The 22,731-nt window shown below is 72.8% G+C and carries 19 protein-coding genes; 11 read left to right on the top strand and 8 right to left on the bottom strand.

What is annotated here, in order from left to right; genetic code table 11:
* Positions 1–18 precede the first annotated feature (18 nt).
* Positions 19–1,077: a polysaccharide deacetylase family protein gene (locus AB0K25_RS00205; protein WP_357538260.1), complete on the bottom strand. Its 1,059-nt coding sequence runs from the start codon at positions 1,075–1,077 to the stop codon at positions 19–21.
* A 242-nt stretch (positions 1,078–1,319) separates the two neighbouring features.
* On the opposite strand from AB0K25_RS00205, the gene AB0K25_RS00200 reads away from it, so the two are divergent.
* Positions 1,320–2,015: a histidine phosphatase family protein gene (locus tag AB0K25_RS00200; RefSeq protein ID WP_219470454.1), complete on the top strand. Its 696-nt coding sequence runs from the start codon at positions 1,320–1,322 to the stop codon at positions 2,013–2,015.
* 5 nt (positions 2,016–2,020) lie between these two features.
* Here the strand turns inward: AB0K25_RS00200 and AB0K25_RS00195 are convergent, their stop codons facing one another.
* The 4 genes from AB0K25_RS00195 to AB0K25_RS00180 form a co-directional block, all read right to left on the bottom strand.
* Positions 2,021–4,174: a peptidase domain-containing ABC transporter gene (locus AB0K25_RS00195; RefSeq protein ID WP_363817266.1), complete on the bottom strand. Its 2,154-nt coding sequence runs from the start codon at positions 4,172–4,174 to the stop codon at positions 2,021–2,023.
* On the bottom strand, positions 4,171–5,163 hold the full coding sequence (locus tag AB0K25_RS00190) for a TIGR04500 family putative peptide maturation system protein (protein WP_219465208.1): 993 nt from the start codon (positions 5,161–5,163) through the stop codon (positions 4,171–4,173). Before AB0K25_RS00190 ends, AB0K25_RS00195 begins: the two co-directional genes overlap by 4 nt.
* Complete coding sequence (locus tag AB0K25_RS00185; protein ID WP_219465207.1) at positions 5,160–6,155, bottom strand: MvdC/MvdD family ATP grasp protein; 996 nt, start codon at positions 6,153–6,155, stop codon at positions 5,160–5,162. The genes AB0K25_RS00190 and AB0K25_RS00185 overlap by 4 nt, the downstream gene beginning before the upstream one ends.
* Positions 6,156–6,226: 71 nt before the next feature.
* Positions 6,227–6,397 (bottom strand): putative ATP-grasp target RiPP, encoded by a 171-nt coding sequence (locus AB0K25_RS00180; protein ID WP_208564974.1) that lies wholly within the window; start codon positions 6,395–6,397, stop codon positions 6,227–6,229.
* 132 nt (positions 6,398–6,529) lie between these two features.
* Here AB0K25_RS00180 and AB0K25_RS00175 point away from each other — a divergent pair, with 132 nt between their 5' ends.
* The 6 genes from AB0K25_RS00175 to AB0K25_RS00150 all read left to right on the top strand — a co-directional run bounded on the left by AB0K25_RS00175 (position 6,530) and on the right by AB0K25_RS00150 (position 15,100).
* Positions 6,530–7,939: a helix-turn-helix transcriptional regulator gene (locus AB0K25_RS00175; RefSeq protein ID WP_208564973.1), complete on the top strand. Its 1,410-nt coding sequence runs from the start codon at positions 6,530–6,532 to the stop codon at positions 7,937–7,939.
* Positions 7,940–8,284: 345 nt separating this feature from the next.
* Positions 8,285–9,766 (top strand): endo-1,4-beta-xylanase, encoded by a 1,482-nt coding sequence (locus AB0K25_RS00170; protein ID WP_363817261.1) that lies wholly within the window; start codon positions 8,285–8,287, stop codon positions 9,764–9,766.
* Between the two features lie 205 nt (positions 9,767–9,971).
* The gene (locus tag AB0K25_RS00165) at positions 9,972–11,513 is read left to right on the top strand and encodes a cellulose binding domain-containing protein (RefSeq protein WP_357538251.1); all 1,542 of its coding nucleotides are present in this window, start codon (positions 9,972–9,974) and stop codon (positions 11,511–11,513) included.
* A gap of 263 nt (positions 11,514–11,776) precedes the next feature.
* Positions 11,777–13,528 (top strand): protein kinase, encoded by a 1,752-nt coding sequence (locus AB0K25_RS00160; protein ID WP_357538249.1) that lies wholly within the window; start codon positions 11,777–11,779, stop codon positions 13,526–13,528.
* 451 nt (positions 13,529–13,979) lie between these two features.
* Positions 13,980–14,753, top strand: coding sequence for a hypothetical protein (locus AB0K25_RS00155; RefSeq protein ID WP_357023216.1), 774 nt, complete (start codon positions 13,980–13,982; stop codon positions 14,751–14,753).
* Positions 14,754–14,953: 200 nt separating this feature from the next.
* Entirely contained in the window at positions 14,954–15,100 is a 147-nt protein-coding gene (locus AB0K25_RS00150; RefSeq protein ID WP_219465202.1) for a hypothetical protein, read from the top strand.
* Here the strand turns inward: AB0K25_RS00150 and AB0K25_RS00145 are convergent.
* The gene (locus AB0K25_RS00145; protein ID WP_363817256.1) at positions 15,090–15,677 is read right to left on the bottom strand and encodes a helix-turn-helix transcriptional regulator; all 588 of its coding nucleotides are present in this window, start codon (positions 15,675–15,677) and stop codon (positions 15,090–15,092) included. The genes AB0K25_RS00150 and AB0K25_RS00145 overlap by 11 nt on opposite strands.
* Positions 15,678–15,724: 47 nt before the next feature.
* On the opposite strand from AB0K25_RS00145, the gene AB0K25_RS00140 reads away from it, so the two are divergent.
* Entirely contained in the window at positions 15,725–16,510 is a 786-nt protein-coding gene (locus tag AB0K25_RS00140; RefSeq protein WP_363817253.1) for a class I SAM-dependent methyltransferase, read from the top strand.
* 50 nt (positions 16,511–16,560) lie between these two features.
* Here AB0K25_RS00140 and AB0K25_RS00135 read toward each other — a convergent pair whose 3' ends face one another.
* On the bottom strand, positions 16,561–16,905 hold the full coding sequence (locus AB0K25_RS00135) for a GlsB/YeaQ/YmgE family stress response membrane protein (protein WP_244251530.1): 345 nt from the start codon (positions 16,903–16,905) through the stop codon (positions 16,561–16,563).
* Positions 16,906–17,298: 393 nt separating this feature from the next.
* Here AB0K25_RS00135 and trpS point away from each other — a divergent pair, with 393 nt between their 5' ends.
* On the top strand, positions 17,299–18,351 hold the full coding sequence (gene trpS, locus AB0K25_RS00130) for a tryptophan--tRNA ligase (protein ID WP_357538292.1): 1,053 nt from the start codon (positions 17,299–17,301) through the stop codon (positions 18,349–18,351).
* A gap of 89 nt (positions 18,352–18,440) precedes the next feature.
* On the opposite strand, the gene AB0K25_RS00125 is transcribed toward trpS, so the two are convergent.
* Positions 18,441–19,292, bottom strand: a complete 852-nt coding sequence (locus AB0K25_RS00125; RefSeq protein WP_255597780.1) for an SAM-dependent methyltransferase — start codon at positions 19,290–19,292, stop codon at positions 18,441–18,443.
* 534 nt (positions 19,293–19,826) lie between these two features.
* Here AB0K25_RS00125 and AB0K25_RS00120 point away from each other — a divergent pair.
* Together AB0K25_RS00120 and AB0K25_RS00115 are read left to right on the top strand one after the other, a co-directional pair.
* Positions 19,827–20,873, top strand: coding sequence for an SMP-30/gluconolactonase/LRE family protein (locus tag AB0K25_RS00120; protein WP_357538240.1), 1,047 nt, complete (start codon positions 19,827–19,829; stop codon positions 20,871–20,873).
* Between the two features lie 33 nt (positions 20,874–20,906).
* Positions 20,907–22,619: a PQQ-dependent sugar dehydrogenase gene (locus AB0K25_RS00115; RefSeq protein WP_219465190.1), complete on the top strand. Its 1,713-nt coding sequence runs from the start codon at positions 20,907–20,909 to the stop codon at positions 22,617–22,619.
* Positions 22,620–22,731 lie beyond the last annotated feature (112 nt).

Here is a 22,731-nt window from a genome sequence, read left to right as displayed (position 1 = left end):
TCGACAGCGGCGTGCCGGTCAGCCCGTGGTGCAGGAGCGGATCTGTGGCCGCGCGCCGCTGTTGCCGTTCATCATCGTGGTGAAGCCGAAGGTGTTGCCGCTGCCGTTGGACCGCATCGTCATCACGTAACCGGAGCTGTCCCAGCTGGGCGTGCCGTTCCAGGTGGTGTTGACCTTCTGCGGCGCGGTCAGCGCCACCACCACCGTCCAGTTGCTGCCGCCCTGGACCGTCACCGAGGTGTTGTACCGGTCGCCCCACACGTTCGGGTACGTCGCCGTCGCGGTGCACGTCCCACCGGCCGGCGGGGTGGTCGGCGTGCCGGTGGGCGGGGTGGTCGGGGGGTTGGTCGGCGGGGTGCCGTCCGGGGCCACCGCCCGGCCGGTGCTCGGCGAGATCATGCCCGGGCAGAGGCCACGGCTGTTCAGGTTGGCCATGATCTGCGGAATCGCGTCGCGGGTGTTCTGGATGCCGTCGTGCATCAGGATCACCTGGCCGTTCTGGAGCCGGCCGGCGTTGGAGACGATCTGGCTGACGCTCGCGCCGTTCCAGTCCTGGGAGTCGACGTCCCAGATCACCTGGCGCATGCCGAGCGACGAGGCGACCGACTGGAGGGTCGAGTTGGTCTCGCCGTAGGGCGGGCGGAACAGTTGCGGCCGTACGCCGGTCGCCGACTGGATCGCCGAGTTGGTCTGGGAGAGGTCGGACTGCATCTGGCTCTGACCCATCGAGGTCATGTGCGCGTGGTTCCAGCTGTGGTTGCCGATCCACATGCCGGCGTCGACCTGGGCCCGGGCGGCGGACGGGTTGCCCTGCACGTTCTGCCCGACGTTGAACATGGTCGCCCGGACGTTGTTGGCGCGCAGCACGTTCAGCAGCGCGCCGGTGCTGCCGGTCGGTCCGTCGTCGAAGGTGAGGCCGACGTAGCCGTTGCAGGCGGCGGCGCTGGACGGGGTGGCGGAGACCGCGACGCCGACGGCGCCCAGCGCCACGGTGGTGGCGAGCACCGCCAGCCGGACGGTCAGGCGGGAGGCTCGGGAGCGGGACGGGTAACCGGAGTCACCGGTGCTGGAGATCATGCGCAGGTCCTCCTGGGGGCGGTGCTGCCTGGGGATGCGGGGTTCTATCGAGATGCGTTGATGTCGCTGTGAATCGGAGTATTGCAGCGGCGTTTCGAACGCGTCAACGACTTTCGGAAACTTTCGGAAACGTGTTCGGTCGGGGCGTCGAGGCCGGCGCGCTGCCGGGTACCGCCGTCGTTCCCGGCAGCATCCCGCCGCCCGGGGTCGCCCCGCGCCGGCTGCTGCCGGACAGTGGAACGGTGGACACCGTCGCGGAGTTGACCATCGTCCGGCACGGGCAGAGCGTCGCCAACGTCGCGTTCGCCGAGGCCCACGCGCGGGGCGTCGCCACCCACGGGCTCACCGGACGCGACGCCGACGTCCCGCTGTCACCACTGGGCCGGCGACAGGCCACCCGGCTCGGCCGCTGGCTCGCGGCGCAACCCGCCGACCAGCATCCCGACCACGTCGTCTGCTCCCCGTACCGGCGGGCCCGGCAGACCTGGGCGCGGGTGGCGGACACTGCCGCGGCCCTCGGCGTCACCCCGGCCCCGGTCGACCTCGACGGGCGGCTGGTCGACCGGCTCATGGGGGAGCTGGAACTGCTGACCCCGCTGATGATCGCCGAACGGTTCCCCGCCGAGGCGGCCCGGCTCGCCGCCGACGGCCTCCATGCCTACCGGCCACCCGGCGGTGAGACGTTCGACGACGTCGCCGCCCGCGTCCGCGCCGCCCTGGCCGACCTGCACCGCCGGCACGCCGGCCGCCGGGTGTGGGTGGTGGCCCACGACGCCGTGGTCGTCGCCGCCCGGCACGTCCTGGAGGGGTTGTCGTTCGCCGACCTCGACGCGGTCCTCGCCACCACCCCGGTCGCCAACACCTCACTCACCCGCTATGCGTCCACCCACGGCCGCCTCGACCTCGTCGAGTTCGCCGCCGTCCCGCACGCGCCGTGACCGGCTCAACGGACCGGATCGGGCCACGACCCGACGGCACCGGGTACCCCGGCCAGCCGGGCGAACGGCCCACCGGCGGTCAGCAGCACCCGGGGCGGTCCGCTCTCCACCAACCGCCCCCGGTCGAGCACCAGCACCAGGTCGGCGTCCGCGACCGTCGACAACCGGTGTGCGATGACCAGTCGGGTCATCGGCAGCGTGCGCAGGCTCGCCTCGACGGCCGCCTCGGTCACCGCGTCCAGCGCGCTGGTCGCCTCGTCCAGGATGAGCAGGGCCGGGTCGGCCAGCAGCGCGCGGGCCAGCGCGACCCGCTGACGTTGCCCGCCGGACAGGCCGACGCCACCGTCGCCGAGGTGGGTGTGCAACCCCATCGGCAGGGCCGCCACGTCCTCGTGCAGCGCGGCGAGCCGCAGCGCCCGGGCGACGGCGGCGTCGGAGGCGTCCGGGCGGGACAGCGTCAACGCCTCACGCAGGGTGCCCGCGCCGAGGTAGGTCCCCTGCAGGACCACCCCGATCTGCCGGCGCACCGAGGACAGGTCCAGCGTGGCCAGATCGTGGCCGTCGACGCGGATGCACCCCCCGGTCGGGGCGTACAGGCCGGTCAGCAGGCCGACCAGGGTGCTCTTGCCGCTGCCCGAACCGCCCACCACCGCCACCTTGCTGCCGGGCGGGATCACGGCGGTGACGTCGCGCAACGCCCAGGGCGACCGCCGGTCGTACCGAAAACTCACCCCGTCGAGGGTGACCAGGCCGGTCAGCCTGGGTGCGGGTACGCCGGGAACGGGTTGCTCCAGCGGTGCGTCCGCGATGTCGGCCAGCCGGTCCATGGTGGGCGCGAGCAGGGTGAACGACGGCAACCGCTGGGCCAGCGCGACCGCCGGGGTGATCGCGGCGACCGCGAGCGCGGACAGCCCGGCCGCCCGACCCGGCGAATCGGCCTGCCCGACCGCCACCAGGAGCATGAGCACCGGGCTCGCCATCGACCAAGCGGCGAGCAGCGCATCCGCGACCGCCGACAACCGGGCCAGCCGGTGCGCCGCCCACACGCCCCGGTCGAACGACTCCTGCCAGCGCTGCCGTACCCGCTGCTGGGCCCCGGCGACCCGGATCGCCGCCATGCCCTGCACCGCGTCGGCCAGCCGGGCCGCCTCCTCACCGGAGGCGAGCAGCTCCTCCCGTTGCAGGGCACCGGAGCGGCGGCCCACCCACAACGCGGTACCCGCCTGGACGGCGATCACGGCGGCGGCCACCAGCCCCAGCACCGGTGCCAGCACCGTCACCACGGTCAGGTAGCCGACCACCAGCAACCCGTCGAGCGCGGTCGCCACCAGCGCCGACGCCAACAGGTCCCGGACACCGGCCACCGCCCGGACCCGGTCGACCAGGTCACCGGCCGACCGGCGGTGGAAGTACCGGTAGACCACCGCGAACAGCCGGTGCACCGTCTCGGTGCCGAGCCGGCTGCCGATGCGCCGTTGCAGGCCGGTCACGGTCAGCCCCCGGGCCAGGGACAACGCCCCGGTGAGCACGGCCAGCGCGGCGACGGCGACGAGCCAGGACGCCGCCGGGGGCACGACGGCGTCGATGAGCGCGGCGGTCGCCCACGGTACGGCCAGGCCGGTCGCGGTGAGCAGCACCGAGGTCGCCGCCAGCAGCGCGAGCAGGCCGGTGTGCCGACGCAGCACCGGCACCAGCAGGTCGCGTACCGGTGACGGGGCCGGTGGGACCGGCGGGGCGGGCCCGTCGGGTGCGGCCAGCAGCACCACTCCGGTGGTCCCGGCGGAGAACTGGGCGGGTGACAGCCGCCGCCGACCCACGGCCGGGTCGACGACGTCGATGCCGCGCCGGCCCACCCGCTCCACCACCAGGTAGTGGTCGCCGTTCCAGTGCGCCAGCAGGGGCATCGCCAGTTCCCGCAGCCGGGTGGCGTCCCGGCGCAGTGCGGGCAGGGCGATCGCCCGGCAGCGCAGCCCGTGCTCCTGCGCCGCGTCGCGCAGGTCACGCAGGCTCAGGCCGTCCCGGCCTACGTCGAGCCGGGCCCGCAGGTACGACGCCGGGACCGCCCGACCGCAGGCGGCGAGCAGCATGGCGAGCGCACTGGGCCCACAGTCGGTGGCGGCGACCTGGAGCACCACCGGCACCCGGCGCGGCCCGGTCACCGGACCCGGGTCGTCCGGTCCCGGGGCAACCAGAACCACTCGACGTCGGTGTCGGCCCGGCGCTGCGCCAGCCACTCGTCGAACATGGCCCGCTCGACCAGCGCCCGGGTGTCGTCGTCGAGGACGGCCGGCTCGCGGTCGACCACCACCGCCGTCACCGCGGTCCCCGCGATCGTGGTCGGCACCGGCCCGGTGGCGTCGCGCAGCTCCGCCGGGGCCGCGACCGCCACCGGCCGCAGGACGCCGGCGGCCCGGCCGGCGCGGACGGCGGCGGCCACCGTCGCGAGCGCCGTCGCGCGGTCGGTGGGGGGCGTCCCCTCGGCGGTCCAGGCGATCAGGAGCCGGTCGAACGTGGACCGGTGCGCGGCGAACCACTCCGGCAGCCGGTCACCCACCACCCGGGCCCGCAGCCGGGCGACCGCCACGGTGTGCGCGACCAGGTCGGCGAAGTCCTCGGCGGAGAGCCCCCGCTCGGCCAGCCACCGGGCGGTCGACTCGGCATCGAGCAGCCCCTTGGCCCGGCGGTACGCGTCGGCCGCCGCCTGTAGTTCGCCGTCGTCGACCTCGACCGGGTGCTGCTCCAGCTCCTCGGCGACCAGGCCGGTGTCGACCAGCCGGGCGAGCACGTCGTGGTCGTACCAGAGGAAGTCGAGGGCGGTGAGCGCCTCGCCCACCCGCAGCGTCCGGGTGCCGACCCGGGCGAGCTGGTGGTCGGAGTGCCGGACCGCCCCACGAAGCGGCCACGGCAGGGCCGGCGTCGGGCTGTACGCCACGGAGACCGTGCCGGCGGGTTCGCGCAGCAGCACGTCGAAGGAGACGGAGCCGTCGGCGACCTCCTCGTCCCGCACGATCGCCGGATCGGCCCCGGGCCAGCGCTCCCGCAGCGGGGTGAGGCGTCGGCGGGCCTCGGGCAGGCCGGCCCGGTCGACGGTCAGCTCCCGCACCAGGGTGAGGGCCGCGTCGAGCAGGGCCGGGTCCAGGGTGGTCATGTGGTGGCTCCGGGGGTGGGGGCGGGCGTGGTGAGCAGGTCGACCACGGCGGCGGTGATGGGCAGCCCGGTCTCCTCCTCCACCCACAGGTACTGGCCGCTGGGGTTGATCTCGAGGTAGACGTACCGGCCGTCAGGGGTGACGATCAGGTCGAGGGCGCTGTAGCGCAGGCCGAGCGCGCGGGTCAGCGCCACGCACCGGGCGGCGACGTCGGCGGGCAGGTCGTAGCGGCTCAGGGGGGTGTTCCGGTCGTCCTGGCGACGCCAGTCGTGTCGGGCGTGGTTGGACCGCTGGGAGTCGATGGCGGCGGTGAACACCCGGTCGCCGACGACGGTGACCCGCAGCTCGACCCGCTTGGGCACCCGTTCCTGCGTGATGAGGGGGCAGTGGCGTACCCCGTCGACGTGGCCGACGTCGCGGTGGGTGACCGGTTCGGTGAAGCGCATCAGTTCGTCGCGGAGGCTGGTCAGCCCGACCTGCTTGGTGATCATCCGACCGCCGGTGTGGTCGAACAGGTCGAGCACGGCCCCGGGGTCGTTGCCGACGGCGGTGGCCGGCACGTCGAAACCGAGGCGCAGGGCGAGCTGGAGCTGGCGGACCTTCTGCTGGGCCCGCAGCACCACCGGCCGGGCGGCGGGCAGCGCCGGCACGTCGAGGGTCTCCCAGACGTCGCCGACGAACTGCCGGCTCTCCTCGACCACGAAACCGGCGTGGGGTTCGCCCAGGTGGGCCGGGGCGACCGGGATGCCGGGGCGGCGGAACCAGACGGCGGTCACCGTGTCGAGGTCGAGGACCCGGTCACCGGTCCCGAGCGGGTCGGCGTGCCGGACCAGGGTGCGGGTCAGCCGACCGTCCCGGATGGTCACCGACAGCGATGCGCGGGACGGCACGTCGGCCGGGTCGAAGCGGACCCAGTGGACGCCGCGCCGGCCCAGCTCCACCTCGGCCGCGTCGGCGTGCACGTCGTCGGGGGCGGTCAGGATGAGGATCATGGGTGCTCCGGGCGGGGGCCCGCCGACGGTCCGGCCACCCGGGGGTGGGCCGGATCGCCGACGGTGACGGATCAGAAGTCGGTGTCGGTGTCCGGTCGACCCCCGCCGGGGATGTCGTCGATGGTCTTCGACGAGCCCGCGCCGTTGCGCGGCAGCCCACCGAGCATCCCGGCGAGCTGCTCGTCGGCCAGCTCCACCCCGTCGGCGGGAATGGTGTCGATCTGTACGGTCCTGCGCTTCATGGTGTTACCTCTATCTGGTTCGCAACGCCGGCCGGCCGGCTGGACCGGCTGGTGCGAGCAGTCTGTGCCGACCGGGGTGAGCTGGGCACCAGGGAAATCCCCAGGGTTGGTCCCGGGTTCTACGCTCGGCCGGTGTCCACCGAGATCACGGCCGAGCGCCTGCTGTCGGCGGCCGACCGTGCCGACCCGGATCAGTCCGCGCGCCTGGTGTTCCAGGCGTTCCTCGCGCTGTCCCGCACCGCCGACCGCGACCGGTTGCTGGCGTTGCTGGACCGGGTGCGGCGGGCCCACGAGGTGAGCGGTTCGGCGCGGACCGAGCTGATCTACCGCACCCTGGCGGGGACGGCGGCGACCCGGGCCGGCCTCGCCGAGGGCCCGGAGCACCTCGACGCCGCCGTACGGATCTTCGACCGGCACGCCTTCGGTGACGACCCGGTGCTGGTCGAGTGTGCGCTGACCGCGGTGATGACCCTGATGCGTCCGCACGAGGCGCGGCGGTTCGCCCCGCTGCTGGCCGACCTGGACCTGACGCCGGTGGACCGGGCCCGGATGCTCGCGCTGATCGGGGTGGGCGACGCCTGGGCCGGCAACCTCGTCCGGGGCCAGGCCGAGCTGCGGGAGGCGGCCCGGTTGGCCGGGCAGTGCGGCAGCCTCGACGTGCAGGCCGAGGTGACCTCCTGGCTGGCCAAGTGCGACGCGCTGCGTGGTGACCTGGACGATGCCGCCGTCCACCTGGACCAGGCCCGCGAGCTGGCCGCGCGGGTCGGGTCGGCGTGGGTCGCCCACCACCTGCCCGAGTGCACGGCCGCGCTGGCGTTCGCCCGGGGTGACCGGGAGACCTGGGCCGGGCTGCTCGAACTCGTGGTGGCCACCGACGTCGGCGCGACCGCCGGCCTGCAGTACGAGCACCGCTGGGAGCTGGCCACCCATCACGCCCTGGCCGGCCGACCCGGGGTGGCCGGTGAACTGCTCGCCGGGGTCGACGACCCGCCCGTCTCCTGGCCGGGTGGGCCGGTGCTGCCGGCCTGGCGGGCCTGGATCCTCGACCCGGACGCGGTCGGGACGACGGCGGCGCTCACGGCTGCGCTCGACCTGCTGACCCGACCCACCGAGCAGCTGCTGGCCGCCCGGCTGGCCTGGCTGCTCGGCACGCACCACGGTCGGGCCGGCCGGCGGGGCGAGGCGGCCCGGTTGTTGGAGCAGGCGTGCGCGGGTTACGCCCGCACGGGTGCCGCCGGGATGCTGACGCTGGTGATGCGGGATCTCCGGGCGCTCGGCGGCGCACCCGTCGCGGGCCCGTCGGGGGTGGACCTCTCCCCGGTCGTCGGGCCGGTGTTCGGGGCGCCCCCGGGCGGGCCGACGTTGACCGAGGCGGAGGCCCGGGTCGCCACCGCGATCGCCAACGGGCTCAGCAACCGGGAGGCGGCCCAACGGCTCTTCCTGTCGGTCAAGACGATCGAGTTCCACCTCGGCAACATCTTCCGCAAACTCGGGGTCCGTAACCGCACCGAGCTGGCCACCCGGCGGGTCCGTGCCCGCTGAGGGCGACGTCTCCGGGTGGTCGGGCGGTGGCGCAGGGTGTCGGGTCGCCAGGACCCGCCCGACACCTGTCGCAGATCGAATGCATTCGATATAACATCACCGCAGGGCAGCGTCACCCCGCACGGGCGTACGACGCGGAGTGTTCGCGATCCACCGGGCGGACCGGGCAGCCGGCCGGTGGTCACCGATGAGGACGCGGCCGGGTGAGTGCCGGCCCGGCGTCCCCTGTGTCGTGCTGGTCCCGCGCGGCGAGTGCGGTGCTCCGGTCGTCGACCCCACAACGATCGGCCGGTTCCGTGCTGGTGCGGCGACGGACCAGACAGAACACCGAGAGGAAACGCACAGATGAACGACGTACCCGCTCCATCGAAACGCCTTACCAGGAGCAGCGTCAGGCTGCTGCTGGGCGGGGCCTGCGCCCTGGCGATCACCGTGACCTCGATGGTCGTGGCCACCACCGCCCAGGCCGACCTCAGCGGGCCGCCCGGGACCACGCTGAAGGCCGCCGCCGAGCGCAGCGGCCGGTACTTCGGTGCGGCCATGGGGGCGGACCGGCTCAACGACTCCGGCTTCCTCAACATCGCCAGCCGCGAGTTCGACATGATGACGGCCGTCAACGAGATGAAGCCCGACGCGACCGAACCCAACCCCGGGCAGTTCGACTTCAGCAGGGGTGACGCGATCTACAACTGGGCCACCCAGCGCGGCATGCGGTTCCGGGGCCACACCCTGGCCTGGCACGCCCAGCAGCCGAGGTTCTGGGGCAGCCTGAGCGGCAGCGCGCTGCGGCAGGCGATGATCAGCCACATCAACGGCGTGATGGCCCACTACAAGGGCAAGCTCTACGCCTGGGACGTGGTGAACGAGGCGTACGCCGAGAACGGCAGCCGACGGTCGTCGAACCTCCAGTCCACCGGCAACGACTGGATCGAGGTGGCGTTCCGCACCGCGCGGGCCGCCGACCCGTCGGTGAAGCTCTGCTACAACGACTACAACATCGAGAACTGGACGTACGCCAAGACGCAGGGCGTCTACAACCTGATCAAGGACTTCAAGGCGCGCGGCGTGCCGATCGACTGCGTCGGTCTGCAGACCCACTTCACCGGGGGCAGCTCGCTGCCGGGCAACTTCCAGCAGACGCTGTCCAGCTTCGCCGCCCTCGGGGTGGACGTGGCGCTGACCGAGGTCGACGTCACCAACGCCTCGACCAGCCAGTACCAGGGCATGACCCAGGCCTGCATGAACGTCCCGCGCTGCGTCGGCATCACCACCTGGGGCATCCGGGACAGCGACTCCTGGCGGGGCAACGAGAACCCGCTGCTGTTCGACCGCAACAGCAACCCCAAGCCGGCGTACACCTCCGTCCTCAACGCCCTCAACGCGGCCTCCACCACGGTGCCGGGGACGACCACCCCGCCGCCCACCACCCCGCCGACCAGCGCTCCGCCGACCACCCCGCCCACCACGCCACCGACCACCCCGCCGACCAGCGCTCCGCCGACCACGCCGCCGCCCACCGGGCAGCCGGGTGGCTGCGCCGCGACGTACCGCACGGTCAGCAGTTGGAACGGTGGCTTCCAGGCCGAGATCATCGTGACCAACGGCTCCGCCGCCATCAGCGGCTGGACGGTGCAGCTGACGATGGCCAGCGGACAGACCATCGTCAACGTCTGGAACGGCACCAACACCGGCAACAGCGGCGCGGTGAGCATCCGCAACGCCTCCTACAACGGCGCCCTCGGCCCGAACGCCTCGACCACCCTCGGTTTCCTGGCCAACGGCAGCAGCAGCACCGCGCCCGGCAACATCTCCTGCACCACCGCCTGATCTCCCGCACCACCGCCTGACGGCGGGCACACCACCCACGCCGACCGGGGCCGCAGCCACCAGCTCCGGACCCGGTCGGCGTGGGCCGGCCTGCGGCGACCGGGCGTCGTGGTCGACCAGGGTGTGGGCGACGCCACCGTCGTGGCCGATTCTTGCCGATGCTTCTGCATGTTCCCGGGGCGGCGGAGTCACTTGACTCTTGGTCATGACGCAAACCTGGAAAGCGACCCCCCGCTCGGTGGTCGCCGGTGTGCTGCTCGGCACCACGGTGCTGGTCGGCCCACTGACGGCGGCCTCGCAGGCCGCGCCCAGCCAGCCGTTCGGCACGTCGGCGACGACGCCGACGTCCGAGAACGGCCGCTCCCTGCTCGACCTGATCCCGGCGCAGACCCGGGACCGGATGATCGCCCAGACCCCGCTCGTCGACGCCGCCAACGTCATCCGCACCGCCGTCGACGCCGGCACCCCGCGCGGCTACGCCGGCATCGGGCTGGTGGACGACCATGTCACGCTCTGGTGGAAGGGCACCCTGCCCAAGGACGTCGCGACGGCGGTGACGACCGCTCGCCGCACCGCCCCGGTCGAGGTGGTCGCGGCCACGTACTCCCGTACCGAGTTGAAGAAGGCGGCGGCGAAGCTCACCCCCGTGGTGGACGCCGACCCGAAGGACGCCGCGCACGCCGTCCGGCTCCGTACCGACGGTTCCGGCATCGAGGTCGCCGTCGACCCGAAGGCCGGCGCGAAGCAGCCGAAGCTGCCGGCGACCGGGGTCAGCACCCGGACGGTCGTCCGGGAGCGGATGGTCGAGCGGTCCCGTTACAACGACTCCGCGCCGTACGACGGCGGAATCGGCATCGGCCTGACCACGTACGCCTGCACCGCCGGCTTCGGTGTCCGCAACTACACGACCAACGTGGGCTACCTGCTCACCGCGGAACACTGCGGCCCCATCGGTCAGCCCTGGCACGTCGGCTGGAACACCAACACCAACACCGGCACGTTGATCGGCTACTCGGTCGCCAGCAACGACGACCACGACACCATGCTGGTGTCGACCTCGTCGCCGGGCAGCCACATCTATGTCGGTGGGCAGAACGACGAGGTACGCGCCCAGGTGACCGGCTGGACCCAGGTCTTCCCCGGTCAGCTGCTCTGCCAGTCGGGTTACACCTCGGCCGGTGAGATCGGCGGCCCGGTCTGCAACCTGCGGGTCGACTTCCACTACGACGACATCGAGGACCTGGTCGAGGCCACCCAGCTCGACGGCGACGAGTCGGCCCGGGGCGGCGACAGCGGTGGGCCGGTCTACTCGGTCAACGCCAACGGCACCGTCCTCGCGGCCGGCACCACCACCCGGTCGGCCGGTCCCGGCTTCGGCTTCCAGGACTTCGCCACCGCCCGGGACGACTACGGCGACATCCGGCCGGCCACCGCCCTCGCGAGCACCTGCCGGGTGTCGTACGTGGTGACCAACTCCTGGAACGCCGGCTTCAACGTCAGCGTCACCGTCTACAACGACGGCCCGGCCGTCAACGGGTGGTCGCTCGGCTGGACCTTCCCCGGCAGCCAGCTGGTCCAGGGCTACTGGAACGGCGTCCTCCAGCAGACCGGCGCTGCGGTCACGGTGGGCAACGAGAGCCACAACGCCAGCATCCCGACCAACGGGGCGGTCAGCTTCGGCTTCACCGCCAGCGGGTCCCCCACCGTGCCGGCACCCTTCAAGCTCAACGGCACCACCTGCAACTGACCCCCTCCCGGCCGTCCCTGGGCACCTCACAGGAAGCGGCGCAGCAGTCTGGTCGTCCGCCACGATCCGGGTGACCACGAAGAGGGCCCCGCCGGTCATCCCGGCGGGGCCCGTCGTGTTCGTCCGCGCCGGTGGGCCCGCCGACGGCACCGGCGGTCCCGGGCTGGCGGGCGATAGGCTGCCGACGGTGTCCGAGTGATCTGAGGGGTACGCGTGAGTGGCGCAACGGTTCGCGGGCTGGTCGTGGTCTGCGGGCAGCCGACGTGAACGACGGGCTGCGTCCCGGCGACCCGGCCCGACTCGGGGGGTACGAGCTGCTCGACCGCCTCGGTGAGGGGGGCATGGGCAGTGTCTTCCTGGCCCGGTCGCCGCAGGGACGCCGGGTGGCGGTGAAGGTCGTCCGTCCGGAGCTGTCCCACGACGACGAGTTCCGGGGCCGGTTCCGCAGTGAGGTGAACCGGGCCCGCCAGGTCCCGCCGTTCTGCACCGCCGAGGTGCTGGACGCCGACCCGGACCACGACCCGCCCTACCTCGTGGTGGAGTACGTCGAGGGCCCCAGCCTGGCCCAGGTGATCCGCGACGGTGGGCCGCTGGGCTCGGCGCAACTGCACGGCATCGCGGTCGGGGTGGCCACCGCGCTCACCGCGATCCACGGTGCCGGGGTGATCCACCGGGACCTGAAGCCGGCGAACGTGCTGGTGGCACCCGGCGGGATCAAGGTCATCGACTTCGGGATCGCGCGGGCGTTCGAGGCGACCAGCCAGCACACCCGGACCCACCAGATGGTCGGGACCGTCTCGTACATGGCGCCGGAGCGGTTCGACACCGCGTCCGGTCGGGCGGTGGGCCCGGCCGCGGACATCTTCGCCTGGGGTGCCGTGGTCGCCTACGCCGCGACGGGCCGGAATCCGTTCGGGGGTGATTCCGCGACCGCGACAGCGATGCGGATCCTCACCCAACCGCCGGACCTGACCGGTCTGCGGGGGCCGTTGCGGGAGCTGGTCTCCCGGGCGCTGGAGAAGGACCCCGACGTGCGGCCCACCGCGCGGGAGCTGCTCGACGGGCTGTTGACGGTCACGGCCCCGGCGGGCGATCCGGCCCCGGCGGGCGATCCGGCCTCGGCGGGTGTTCCGGCCCCGGCGGGTGTTCCGGCCCCGGGGGGTGTTCCGGCCCTGCCCGTCGCGCCGTCCTCCGCCGGTGCCGACCGACCGTCGGCCGGGTCGCCGGCACCGGTCGCGGCAACCGGCGTCCCCGGCGACGGCCCGGGTGACCCGGCGTCGGCGTCGGGTGGCTCGGGCGAACCGTCGGCGGCGGGGGTGGACGTGGCGGGTCGACGGGTCTCGTCCCGGCGTCGCCTGTTGGTCGGGGTGGGGGCGGCCGTCGCGGTGGTCGCGGTGCTGGTGTCGGTCGCGGTGTTCGGCCCGCGACTGGTCGGCGACCGGTCGACCCCGGATCCGACCGGCGCGGCAGCCGGTGGGCCGACGACGGGTGGCCCGACGACCACCGCATCCGGATCGGGTACGCCACCCGCGTCGCCGTCCGCCGCGTCGCCGTCCGCCCCGGACCGTACCCGGGCCATCCTGGCCGGGCAGCGGCAGATCCTGCTGCACGTGGTGGAGATCGACCGTGACCTCTCGCTGCCGTTCGACGGTGTGGTGGGGGTCGGCGACGGGACCACGCCGGACGCCCGTTTCGTGCTCGACCCGGTCGGCGTCGACTTCATGATCAGGTCGCTGAACCCGCAGATCGCCCACCGGCCCTGCCTCGGCGTCAAGCTCGACGCGCAGGGGTACGCCTCCCTGGTGGGCACCGACTGCGAGCCGACCGCGGCGACGCTCTTCGGGATCTCCCGGGAGGGCAAGGACGACAAGGGGCGACTCGCCTACGCCATCGTCAGCGAGCAGTACGGCGTGGTGCAGTGGAGCCCGTCCCAGAAGAAGATCTATGTGGAGGTCCTCGGCGACGCCCCGGTGGGCACCACGTTCAGCCTGGTCGACCGGGGCGCGGTCGGCTAGCTGGGGAGCCGTGCGCCGCGACCCGGTCGGGTGGGGGGCGGTGCCGACCGGGCTCCGCGGGCCGGGAGCGACCGGCTCGCCCGGGCCCACCAGACGTGCTGATGTCTGTCGATGTTGCCTGATCGGATCCGGTCGTGCTGGAATGGCTCAGATCGCCGCAGCACGGGGGCAACCGCGCTGGCAACGGTGAGCACGGGAGCAGCGCAGTGCCGGCACCGCGCCAGTTCGGCAGCCGCGGGTGCCGCATCGCCGGGCCAGCACCAACGGCGACGGGCAGGTGTCCCGTCGTCGGTGTCCCCGCCTCGCCTTCCCGTACCCGCCGAGACCGCCCCACCTCTGACCGCCATGGGCGTCCGACGCCCGGGACGAGGCCGGTGGTGCTCGGGCCGGCCGGGATTTCCCGCTGAGCCCTGCCCGCGTGGTGGGGGTCGGCCGTCATGGAGGAAAGACCATGCGCAGTCTCCTCGCGGTGTTCACCGCCGCCCTGATCCTCGGCACCGCAGCCGGCAGTGTCCCGGCCGGCCCGTCGACGGCCGCCGAGCGGTCGTGCCCCCGTGGCCTGCTGTTCTGTGAGGACTTCGACCGGCTGCCCCTCGGGGGTCCCCGCACGGTGAACTGGGGCGTCGACACCCGCCACGGCACGCTCACCGTCGAGCGCGCCCGGCGCGGCAACCAGGTGCTGCACCTGCACACGGTCGACAACGGACGCGCCTTCCTGCGGGTCGACGACTTCGCCGCGCCCGGCAACCGCTTCTACGGGCGGATGCGGCTGCGGGTCGACGCCTTCCCCACCGCCCCGGACTGGGCGCACTTCACGCTGGTCGAGGCGACCGGCACCGGCAGCACGGAGGTCGTCCGCCCGGTCGGCGGCCAGTACGCGCCGACCGTCCCCGGCACCTTCTGGGGGGTGGGCGCCGACGGTGGCCCGACCGGCGACTGGACCAACTGGCGGGAGTCCGCCCCGGTCGTCGAGGACACCTGGCAGTGCTTCGAGTGGCAGCTCGACCCGGCGGACAACCGGGTCGCCGTGTGGATCGACGGCGTGGCGAACCCGGACCTGACCGCCTCCACCACCGCACACGGCGGCAACGACGTGCCCTTCGTGTTGCCCACGGTCGACACCGTGAAGATCGGCTGGCAGCTCTACCAGGGTGGCACGACCCCGGGCGCGTTCGACCTGTGGATCGACGACATCGCCCTGTCCACCAAGCGGCTCGGCTGCTGACACCTGCCGGTTGCGCCCTCCGGGCGGGACGACGATCCGTCGTCGTCCCGCCCCGGACGGGTGTAGGGCGGGACAGGTCGACCCGGGACGGTTGCCCGGGGGTGGGTTTCCCGACCGGGCTGTCCGGGGTTGGTTTCCCGACCGGGTTGTCCGGGGTAGAGAGCATCCCGCCCGTTCGTCAACCTCCTGAGGGGACAGTCATGTCGGCACAGGCGTTTCTCTATGTCATCGCGGTCATCCTGCTCGTGCTCGCCGCCCTGCCGATCCCCACCCGGGGGTTCTCGCTGGCCCTGCTCGGGGCGGCGTGCGCGCTGCTGGCCTACGCCTGGCCGGTGATCACCGCCTAGCCGCCGGGCGGCCCGGATGCGGCGGGTGTGGGCCGAGGTGGCTGCGCTCGCCCTCGTGGTCGAGGATGCAGAGGATTTCGGCCGGGCCGTCGTGCGCGCCGAACGCGTGCGGGACCAGGGTGGAGAACTCGGCGGCCTCGTTCGTGCCGACGAGGATCGTCCGGTCTCCGAGGCGCAGCTCGATGGTGCCGGAGAGCACGGTGAACCAGTCCCGGCCCGGGTGCACCCGCAGGTCGGTCGGGACGTCCCGGGTGATCCGCAGCTTGGCGACGGTCTGGTTGCTGTCCCGGGAGAGCAGCCAGGTGGTGACGCCCCGGTCCTCGTCGCAGTGTGGACGGATCACGACGTCGTCGTCGGCGTCGGACTCGACCAGCCGGTCGAGGGTGATGCCCAGCACCCGGGCGATCGTGGCGATCTGGTCCAGGGCGACCCGCCGGTGTCCGGTCTCGATCCGGCTGAGCGTGGACGGGCTGATCAGGCAGCGGTGGGCCAGCTCGTCCAGCGACCAGCCTCGGGCCACCCGCAGGCTGCGGATGCGCTGCCGGACCAGGGTCTCCAGGTCCTTGTCTTGCCTCATGGGCAAGATGCTATGCCAGCGAGGCATGGTCGGGCTACCGTTTCCCCATGGCACACGACCACCTCATCGAGCTGCTCGACCTGGACGCGGAGGTGCTCCACGAGTATTTCCGCGACGTGATCGGCTGGGTCGGCCGCGAGGCCACCGCGCAACCCCACGTCGTCGACCTCGGTGCCGGCACCGGCACCGGCTCCCTCGCCCTCGCGCGGGAGCTGCCCGGCTCCACCGTCACCGCGGTCGACCTCTCCCCGGAGATGCTGTCCCACCTGCGTGACCGGGCCGACGCGGCCGGGCTGGGCGACCGGATCCGCACCGTCGAAGCCGATCTCGACCAGCCCTGGCCCGACCTCGGGCCGGTCGAGGTGATCTGGGCCGCCGCGTCGATGCACCACATGAAGGATCCGGCGACCGCGCTCGCGTCCGCGTACGGCATGTTGCGGCCGGGCGGTCTACTGGTGATCGCCGAACTGGAATCGTTCCCGCACTTCCTCACCGGCACCCCGGACGAGGAGGTGGAGCGGCGCTGGCACGCCGAGGCGGCGAAGCGGCGGCAGGAGGCGGGCCTGCACATGCACGAGAACTGGGGCGAGCGGATGAGGCAGGCCGGATTCACCTCGGTCACCGAGCGGCACTTCGACATCGACCTGCGTCCACCGGTACCGGCCGCCACCACCCGCTACGCGCAGGCCACGCTGAGCCGGATGCGCCACGGGCTGGAAGGGCGGCTCCCCGCCCTGGACCTCGCCGCGCTGGAGCAGACCGTGGCAGGTCTGGCGACCCGTGCCGACCTCAGCGTCCGTACCGGGCGGACGGTCTGGCTGGCCCGCCGCTGACGCACCGGTTCCGTACCGCCCGGCCGTGGCCCCGCCCGACCCGCACCCGGTCAGCTCCGGGTGCGGGTCCTGGTCCGGGTCGGTCGCCGGCGGTCGTCGTCGCCACCGGCGAGCCGCGTGTAGGTGAGCATGTTCGCCACGGCGACACCGACCACCCCGAAGCCGACCTGGAGCGCGAGCACGATCCAGTCCCAGCGCAGCACCCAGACCTGCACCGGAGCGTCGTCGGCGATGCCCAACGCCCGGGCGACCACGGTGCCGAGCACGGCCGCACCGACACCGATGACGAAGGTGGCGAAGACACCGATCCGTTGCCGGCCGGGCAGCACCAGCCGACCGAGCAGGCCGACGAGGGCACCGATGAGCACCGCACCGAGATAACCGGTCACCAGCATCGAGTCACTCCCTCCCGAGGGTGGGGGAGTACATGCCCGCCCGGCGTACCACCGGAAACCTCCGCACCGCGCGCCCGGCCCGGGTCGGACCGGGCCGCGCGGGGCACCGCAGGCCCGCGCCGACCGGCCACGTCCGGCGTGCGCCCGCCGGCACAGCGAGGTGTCCTTCAGGTACGCCCACCGCGTCGGGCCGGTCCAGTGGTGGCAGGTCAACGCCTCGGACGGTCATCCGGTCCCCGCCGATTCGGTGCGCGGTCGGAATCGCGTCGCCGGTGTCCGAAGTGGGGTCCGTGTCATCATGGCGTCGAGACCGACCCTTCAGGAGATGGTGTGAATTCCGCCGTACCCCAGACCGAAGATGCCGGTGCCGCTGCCTCAGCCCGGCCGACCGACGTGCTCGGGACATCCGCCGCGCAGGCCCGCAGCGCCGCGCTGGAGGAGCTGATCCGTAAGGACCCGGGGCAGTTCCGGGTGCTCACCGGTGACCGTCCCACCGGCCGCCTGCACCTCGGTCACTTCTTCGGCACGCTGCACAACCGGGTCCGGCTCCAGGAACTCGGGGTGGAGCTGTTCGTGGTCATCGCGGACTACCAGGTCCTCACCGACCGCGACGTGGCGGACAATCTGCTCCAGCACGTCGAGGAACTGGTCCTGGACTACCTGGCCATCGGGGTGGACCCGGCCCGCAGCACGATCTTCACGCACGGGGCGGTGCCGGCGCTCAACCAGTTGATGCTGCCGTTTCTCAGCCTCGTCTCGGTGTCGGAACTCAACCGCAATCCCACCGTCAAGGACGAGATCTCGCATTCGCGGCAGTCCGCCGTCAGCGGCCTGATGTTCACCTATCCCGTCCACCAGGCCGCCGACATCCTGTTCTGCAAGGCGAATCTGGTGCCGGTCGGCCAGGACCAGCTTCCGCACCTCGAACTCACCCGGACGATCGCCCGTCGTTTCAACGACCGGTACGGCTGCGGCAAGGCGGTGTTCCCCCAGCCCGACGCGCTGTTGTCGAGTGCTCCGCTGCTGCTCGGCACGGACGGCACCAAGATGAGCAAGAGCCGGAACAACGCCATCACCCTGGCCGCCACCGCCGACGAGACCGCCCGCCTGGTCAAGGGGGCCAAGACCGACTCGGAGCGGCACATCAGCTACGACCCGGCCACCCGACCGGAGGTGTCGTCGCTGCTGCTGCTGGCGGGCCTGTGCCAGGGGCGTACCCCGGAGCAGGTGGCCGCCGACATCGGGTCGGCGGGGGCGGCGGCGCTCAAGAAGGTCGTCACCGAGTCGGTCAACGAGTACCTGGCCCCGATCCGGGCCCGTCGGGCCGAGTACGGGCAGGACCGCGCCCACCTGCGGGCCATCCTGGGTGAGGGCAACGAGCGGGCGCGCGCGGTCGCCGACGCCACCCTCGCCGAGGTGCGGGCGGCGATGAACACCTGCTACTGACGTCGGCCGTGGCCGGTGGCGTGCTCGGGGAGCCGGCCGCCGGCCACGGGTGTGGCCGGCGGCAGGTCACCGACGGCAGTGCCCGACGTTCAGACCTTGCGGGCCACCCCACCGACGATGGTGTGGTAGGTGGCGGTCTGCCGGGAGTCGTCCTCGCCGTCCGGGTGCCACTCGGCCAGCGGGACCAGCCCGGGCGGGATCAGCTCCAGGTCGCCGAAGAAGCCGAGGATCTCGTCGCGGGTACGCCACCGGCCGGTGCCCAGCGTCTCGTTGAAGACCTTCTCCACCGCCCGCGCCTTCGCGGAGACCTCGGGCTGGGTCTCGCCCGGGTCGTAGAAGTGCGAGATGGCCAGGTAGCTGCCGGTGGGCAGGGCGTCGATCAGCCGGCGGGCCACCCCGGCGGGATCGTCGTCGTCGTGCAGGTGGTGCAGGATCGCCAGGAGCAGCAGCCCGACCGGCTGGTCGAAGTCGATCAGCTTGCGGTCGCGCATCTCCGCCAGCAGCTCGTCCGGCTGCCGGACGTCGGCACCGACCACGGTGGTGGTCCGGGCGTCGGCGAGCAGGGCCCGGCCGTGGGCGAGGGCCATCGGGTCGTTGTCCACGTAGACCACCCGGGCGTCCGGGTCGACCTGGTGGGCGATCTCGTGCACGTTGCCCCGGGTGGGCAGGCCGGAGCCGAGGTCGAGGAACTGGCGGATGCCGGCTTCGGCGGCCAGGTAGCGGACCGACCGGCGCAGGAAGGCCCGGCAGGCCCGCCCGGCCTCCGGACCGTCCGGGGTGACCTGCATCGCCATCTGGGCGGCCTCCCGGTCGACCGCGAAGTTGTCCTTGCCGCCGAGGTAGTAGTCGTACACCCGGGCGATGCTGGGCCGGGTGGTGTCGACGCCCGGCGGCGCCACCTTGTCGCTCGTCAACGCTTCGATCCCTCCGAACAGGGCCATGGTCGGTGAATACTGGCGGGGAGACCACGACACCCATGGCTGCCGAACCGGTGCCGGCCCACGACGTGGGTCGGATCTGCCCTGAGGGTAGATGAGCGCGCTCCCATCGTCGATTCCGCCTCTGTCGGTAACGCGGCAGGAGAGTGCGAATCAGGACTGTCGGTGCGTTTGCGCGACCCGATCGGCGTCCACAGTCGACCGGTCCACGATGGTCGGCGGCGGAACGTCTCCGCCGTTGCGGCGACGGGCCGCGCCGGAGCGACCGGACGGACGCGGGGAGATCCATCGACCAGATCCGATCACCATGTGGACCGGCCCGGTGGCCGGTGTCCGGAAGTTCCCGGCGGTCCATCGGTATTGACCAGCATCTTAGTGAGAAATCCGGATCATTGCCGGGATCGGTGGATCGCCACCCATGCGGTGGGGTGGTTCCTAATTTATGCTGCCCGTGACACATCGATACCGGTGTATCAATGCCGGTGCCACCCCGCGACCGCCAACGACGGCCGCTCCGTTCGCCGATCGGAGTTCCCGATGGTCCTGCAACCGGCCGCCACCGTGCTGGCCAGCCTCCTGCTCGCCCTGCCCGCCGCCGTCCCGGCGGGCCCCGACACCGCGCCCGCACCGTCGGCCGGTCAGCCCGCCGCCCTCGCCGGCCCACCCGGCGCACCGCCCGGTGTCTGCCCGACCGGCACCGGATACGGCCCGCCGCTGCCGTCGACCTCGGTCACGGCCACGAAGATCCGTGGCGGCTTCGCCTTCCTGGAGGGCCCCGTCTGGATCGCCGACCGGGGCTACCTGCTCTTCTCCGACATGGCCGCGGCGACCGGGTCGGAGTGGGTCCAGCCGTCCACGATCAGGCGGTTCACCCCGCCGGCCACCTTCGACACCTTCCTCGGCAACGCCGGCAGCAACGGGCTCGCGCTCACCCCCGACGGTCAGCAACTCGTGGCCGCCACGCACGACCAGCGCAGCGTCTCGACCTACCGGCTCGACAACCTGGCCCGGGGCGTCGTCGCCGGCAACTACCAGGGGCGGGCGTTCAACTCGCCGAACGACGTGGCGGTCCGCTCCGACGGCGTCGTCTACTTCACCGACCCCAACTTCCAGCGCGGCAACCGCCCCGACCAGATGGGCGGGCGGACCAGCGTCTTCCGTGTCTCGAACGGCCAGGTGTCGCTGGTCGACGACGCGCTGCGCCAGCCCAACGGCATCGCGCTCTCCCCGGACGGCGGCACCCTCTACGTCGGCGCCTACGGCGAGAACAAGATCTACAAGTACGCCGTCCAGCCCGACGGGAGCACCGGCCCCCGCAGCGTGTTCGTCAACTACGTCGGGGGTCCGGACGGCGGCACGATCGACTGCGCCGGCAACGTCTACTGGACGTCCGGCGGCGACGGGCTGGTGCACGTCTACTCGCCCACGGGCAGCCAGCTCGGCACGATCCGGTCCGGCCCCAGCGGCACCACCAACGTGGCGTTCGGCGGGTCCGACCGGCGCACCCTCTTCGTCACCTCGGGCCGTACCAACGACTCCGGCCTGTACAGCGTGCGGCTCAACGTGCCGGGCTACCCGTACTGACCACGACCAGGCTCTGAGAAAGGGACGTATCGCGTGCGAATCAGTCCTCGTCATGCCACCCTGGCCCTGTTGACCAGCGCCTGCACCATCCTGGCCGGCGCACCCGTCTCCGCCGGCCCGCCGACCGGGACGACCGCGCCGACCGGGACGACCCTCGCCCGGGCCGCCGCCGACACCCGGCCGCCCACCGCGCCGGGCTACCTGCGCAGCAGCAGGCTGACCTGTCAGTCCGTCACGCTCACCTGGTCCGCGTCCCGGGACGACGTCGGCGTCGCGTACTACGACATCTACCACGACGGCCAGCTGGTCACCTCGGTAGCCGGCAACACGCTCACCGCCACCCTCACCGTCGCCCAGGGCGTCACCTGGGGGTGGTACGTCAACGCCCGGGACGCCGCCGGCAACGTGTCGCAGGCCAGTGCCACGCTCTCCGTGACACCGCCGTTCTGCCAGTCGGACACCCAGCGGCCCACCACCCCGACCAACCTCGCCGGCACCGCCAACGGCACCGACGTGACCCTGACCTGGACGGCGTCCACCGACAACGTGGCGGTCACCCGGTACGACATCCTGCGCGGCGGGGTGACGGTCGGCTCGGTCACGGGCACGGCCGCCAACCCGCCGGCGACCTCGTTCACCGACACCGGGCTGGCCGCCGCAACCGATTACCAGTACACGGTCGTCGCCCGGGACGCGCAGGGCAACACCTCCACGGCGAGCAGCGCGGTGACCGTGCGCACCGGGTCGGCCTGCACCAGCGCGGTCTGCGGCACGACGGTGGTCACCACCGAGCGGGACCTGCCGTGGGGGCTGGTGCAACTGCCCGACGGCACGGTGCTCTACGGCCGGCGCGACCTGTTCGACGTCGTCGCGATGAACCCGGACGGCAGCAACAAGCGCAGCATCGGCACGGTGCCCAACGTGGCCGGCACCAACGGCGAGGGCGGGGTGCTCGGCCTGGCCGTGTCGTCGAGTTTCACCACCGACCGCTGGCTGTACATCTACCACACCACCACGACCGACAACCGGATCGTCCGCATCCGCTACGACGGCACGTTGCAGACCGGCACGGTGCAGGTGCTGGTCACCGGCATCCCGCGCAACAAGTACCACAACGGCGGGCGGCTGCGCTTCGGCCCCGACGGGATGCTCTACGCCGCCACCGGCGACGGGCAGAGCCCGGACCGCGCCCAGGACGTCAACGACCTGGGCGGCAAGGTGCTGCGGGTACGCCCCGACGGCACCGTGCCGTCGGACAACCCGTTCGGCAACGCGGTGTGGAGCTACGGGCACCGCAACCCGCAGGGCCTGGCGTTCGACTCCCGGGGCCGGCTCTTCGAGCAGGAGTTCGGCAACAACGTCATGGACGAGACCAACATCATCGTCCGGGGCGGCAACTACGGGTGGCCGGCCTGCGAGGGCACGGTGGGGTCCTGCGCCAACCCGAACTTCATCGCCCCGGTACGCACCTACCCGGTGGCGGAGGCGTCGTGCAGCGGCCTGGCCATCGTCCGGGACGTGCTGTATCTCGGCTGCCTGCGGGGCAACCGGATGTACCGGGCGGTGATCAGTGGGAACACCCTCACCGACGTGCAGCAGTACTTCGTCGGCACGTACAGCCGGCTGCGGACCGTCGAGCCGACCCTCGACGGGAACCTGTGGTTGACCACGAGTACCGGCGGCGACAAGGACAGCATTCCCAACAACAGCAACGAGCGGATCCTCAAGGTGACCCTGGGCAGGTAGCCGGGTCCGCTGCGCGTCCGGTAGCCGCGACCGCGTACCACCGGACCACCACCTGCGGTGCGGTCGCCGACCCGCACGCCAGGGGCAACGTCAAGACCGGCATCATCCGGGG

Origin of the sequence: Micromonospora sp. NPDC049257, assembly GCF_040678915.1 — a bacterium.
GTDB lineage: Bacteria > Actinomycetota > Actinomycetes > Mycobacteriales > Micromonosporaceae > Micromonospora > Micromonospora antibiotica.
The sequence above is the reverse complement of the archived record's forward strand: the minus strand, read 5'-3'. Positions and strand labels throughout refer to the sequence as shown.

Coding starts and splice junctions, on each gene's coding strand:
- AB0K25_RS00205 (WP_357538260.1), bottom strand. CDS start 1,077: ATGATCTCCAGCACCGGTGACTCCGGTTACCCGTCCCGCTCCCGAGCC.
- AB0K25_RS00190 (WP_219465208.1), bottom strand. CDS start 5,163: ATGACCACCCTGGACCCGGCCCTGCTCGACGCGGCCCTCACCCTGGTG.
- AB0K25_RS00185 (WP_219465207.1), bottom strand. CDS start 6,155: ATGATCCTCATCCTGACCGCCCCCGACGACGTGCACGCCGACGCGGCC.
- AB0K25_RS00180 (WP_208564974.1), bottom strand. CDS start 6,397: ATGAAGCGCAGGACCGTACAGATCGACACCATTCCCGCCGACGGGGTG.
- AB0K25_RS00170 (WP_363817261.1), top strand. CDS start 8,285: ATGAACGACGTACCCGCTCCATCGAAACGCCTTACCAGGAGCAGCGTC.
- AB0K25_RS00165 (WP_357538251.1), top strand. CDS start 9,972: ATGACGCAAACCTGGAAAGCGACCCCCCGCTCGGTGGTCGCCGGTGTG.
- AB0K25_RS00155 (WP_357023216.1), top strand. CDS start 13,980: ATGCGCAGTCTCCTCGCGGTGTTCACCGCCGCCCTGATCCTCGGCACC.
- AB0K25_RS00150 (WP_219465202.1), top strand. CDS start 14,954: ATGTCGGCACAGGCGTTTCTCTATGTCATCGCGGTCATCCTGCTCGTG.
- AB0K25_RS00145 (WP_363817256.1), bottom strand. CDS start 15,677: ATGAGGCAAGACAAGGACCTGGAGACCCTGGTCCGGCAGCGCATCCGC.
- AB0K25_RS00140 (WP_363817253.1), top strand. CDS start 15,725: ATGGCACACGACCACCTCATCGAGCTGCTCGACCTGGACGCGGAGGTG.
- AB0K25_RS00135 (WP_244251530.1), bottom strand. CDS start 16,905: ATGCTGGTGACCGGTTATCTCGGTGCGGTGCTCATCGGTGCCCTCGTC.
- AB0K25_RS00125 (WP_255597780.1), bottom strand. CDS start 19,292: ATGGCCCTGTTCGGAGGGATCGAAGCGTTGACGAGCGACAAGGTGGCG.
- AB0K25_RS00120 (WP_357538240.1), top strand. CDS start 19,827: ATGGTCCTGCAACCGGCCGCCACCGTGCTGGCCAGCCTCCTGCTCGCC.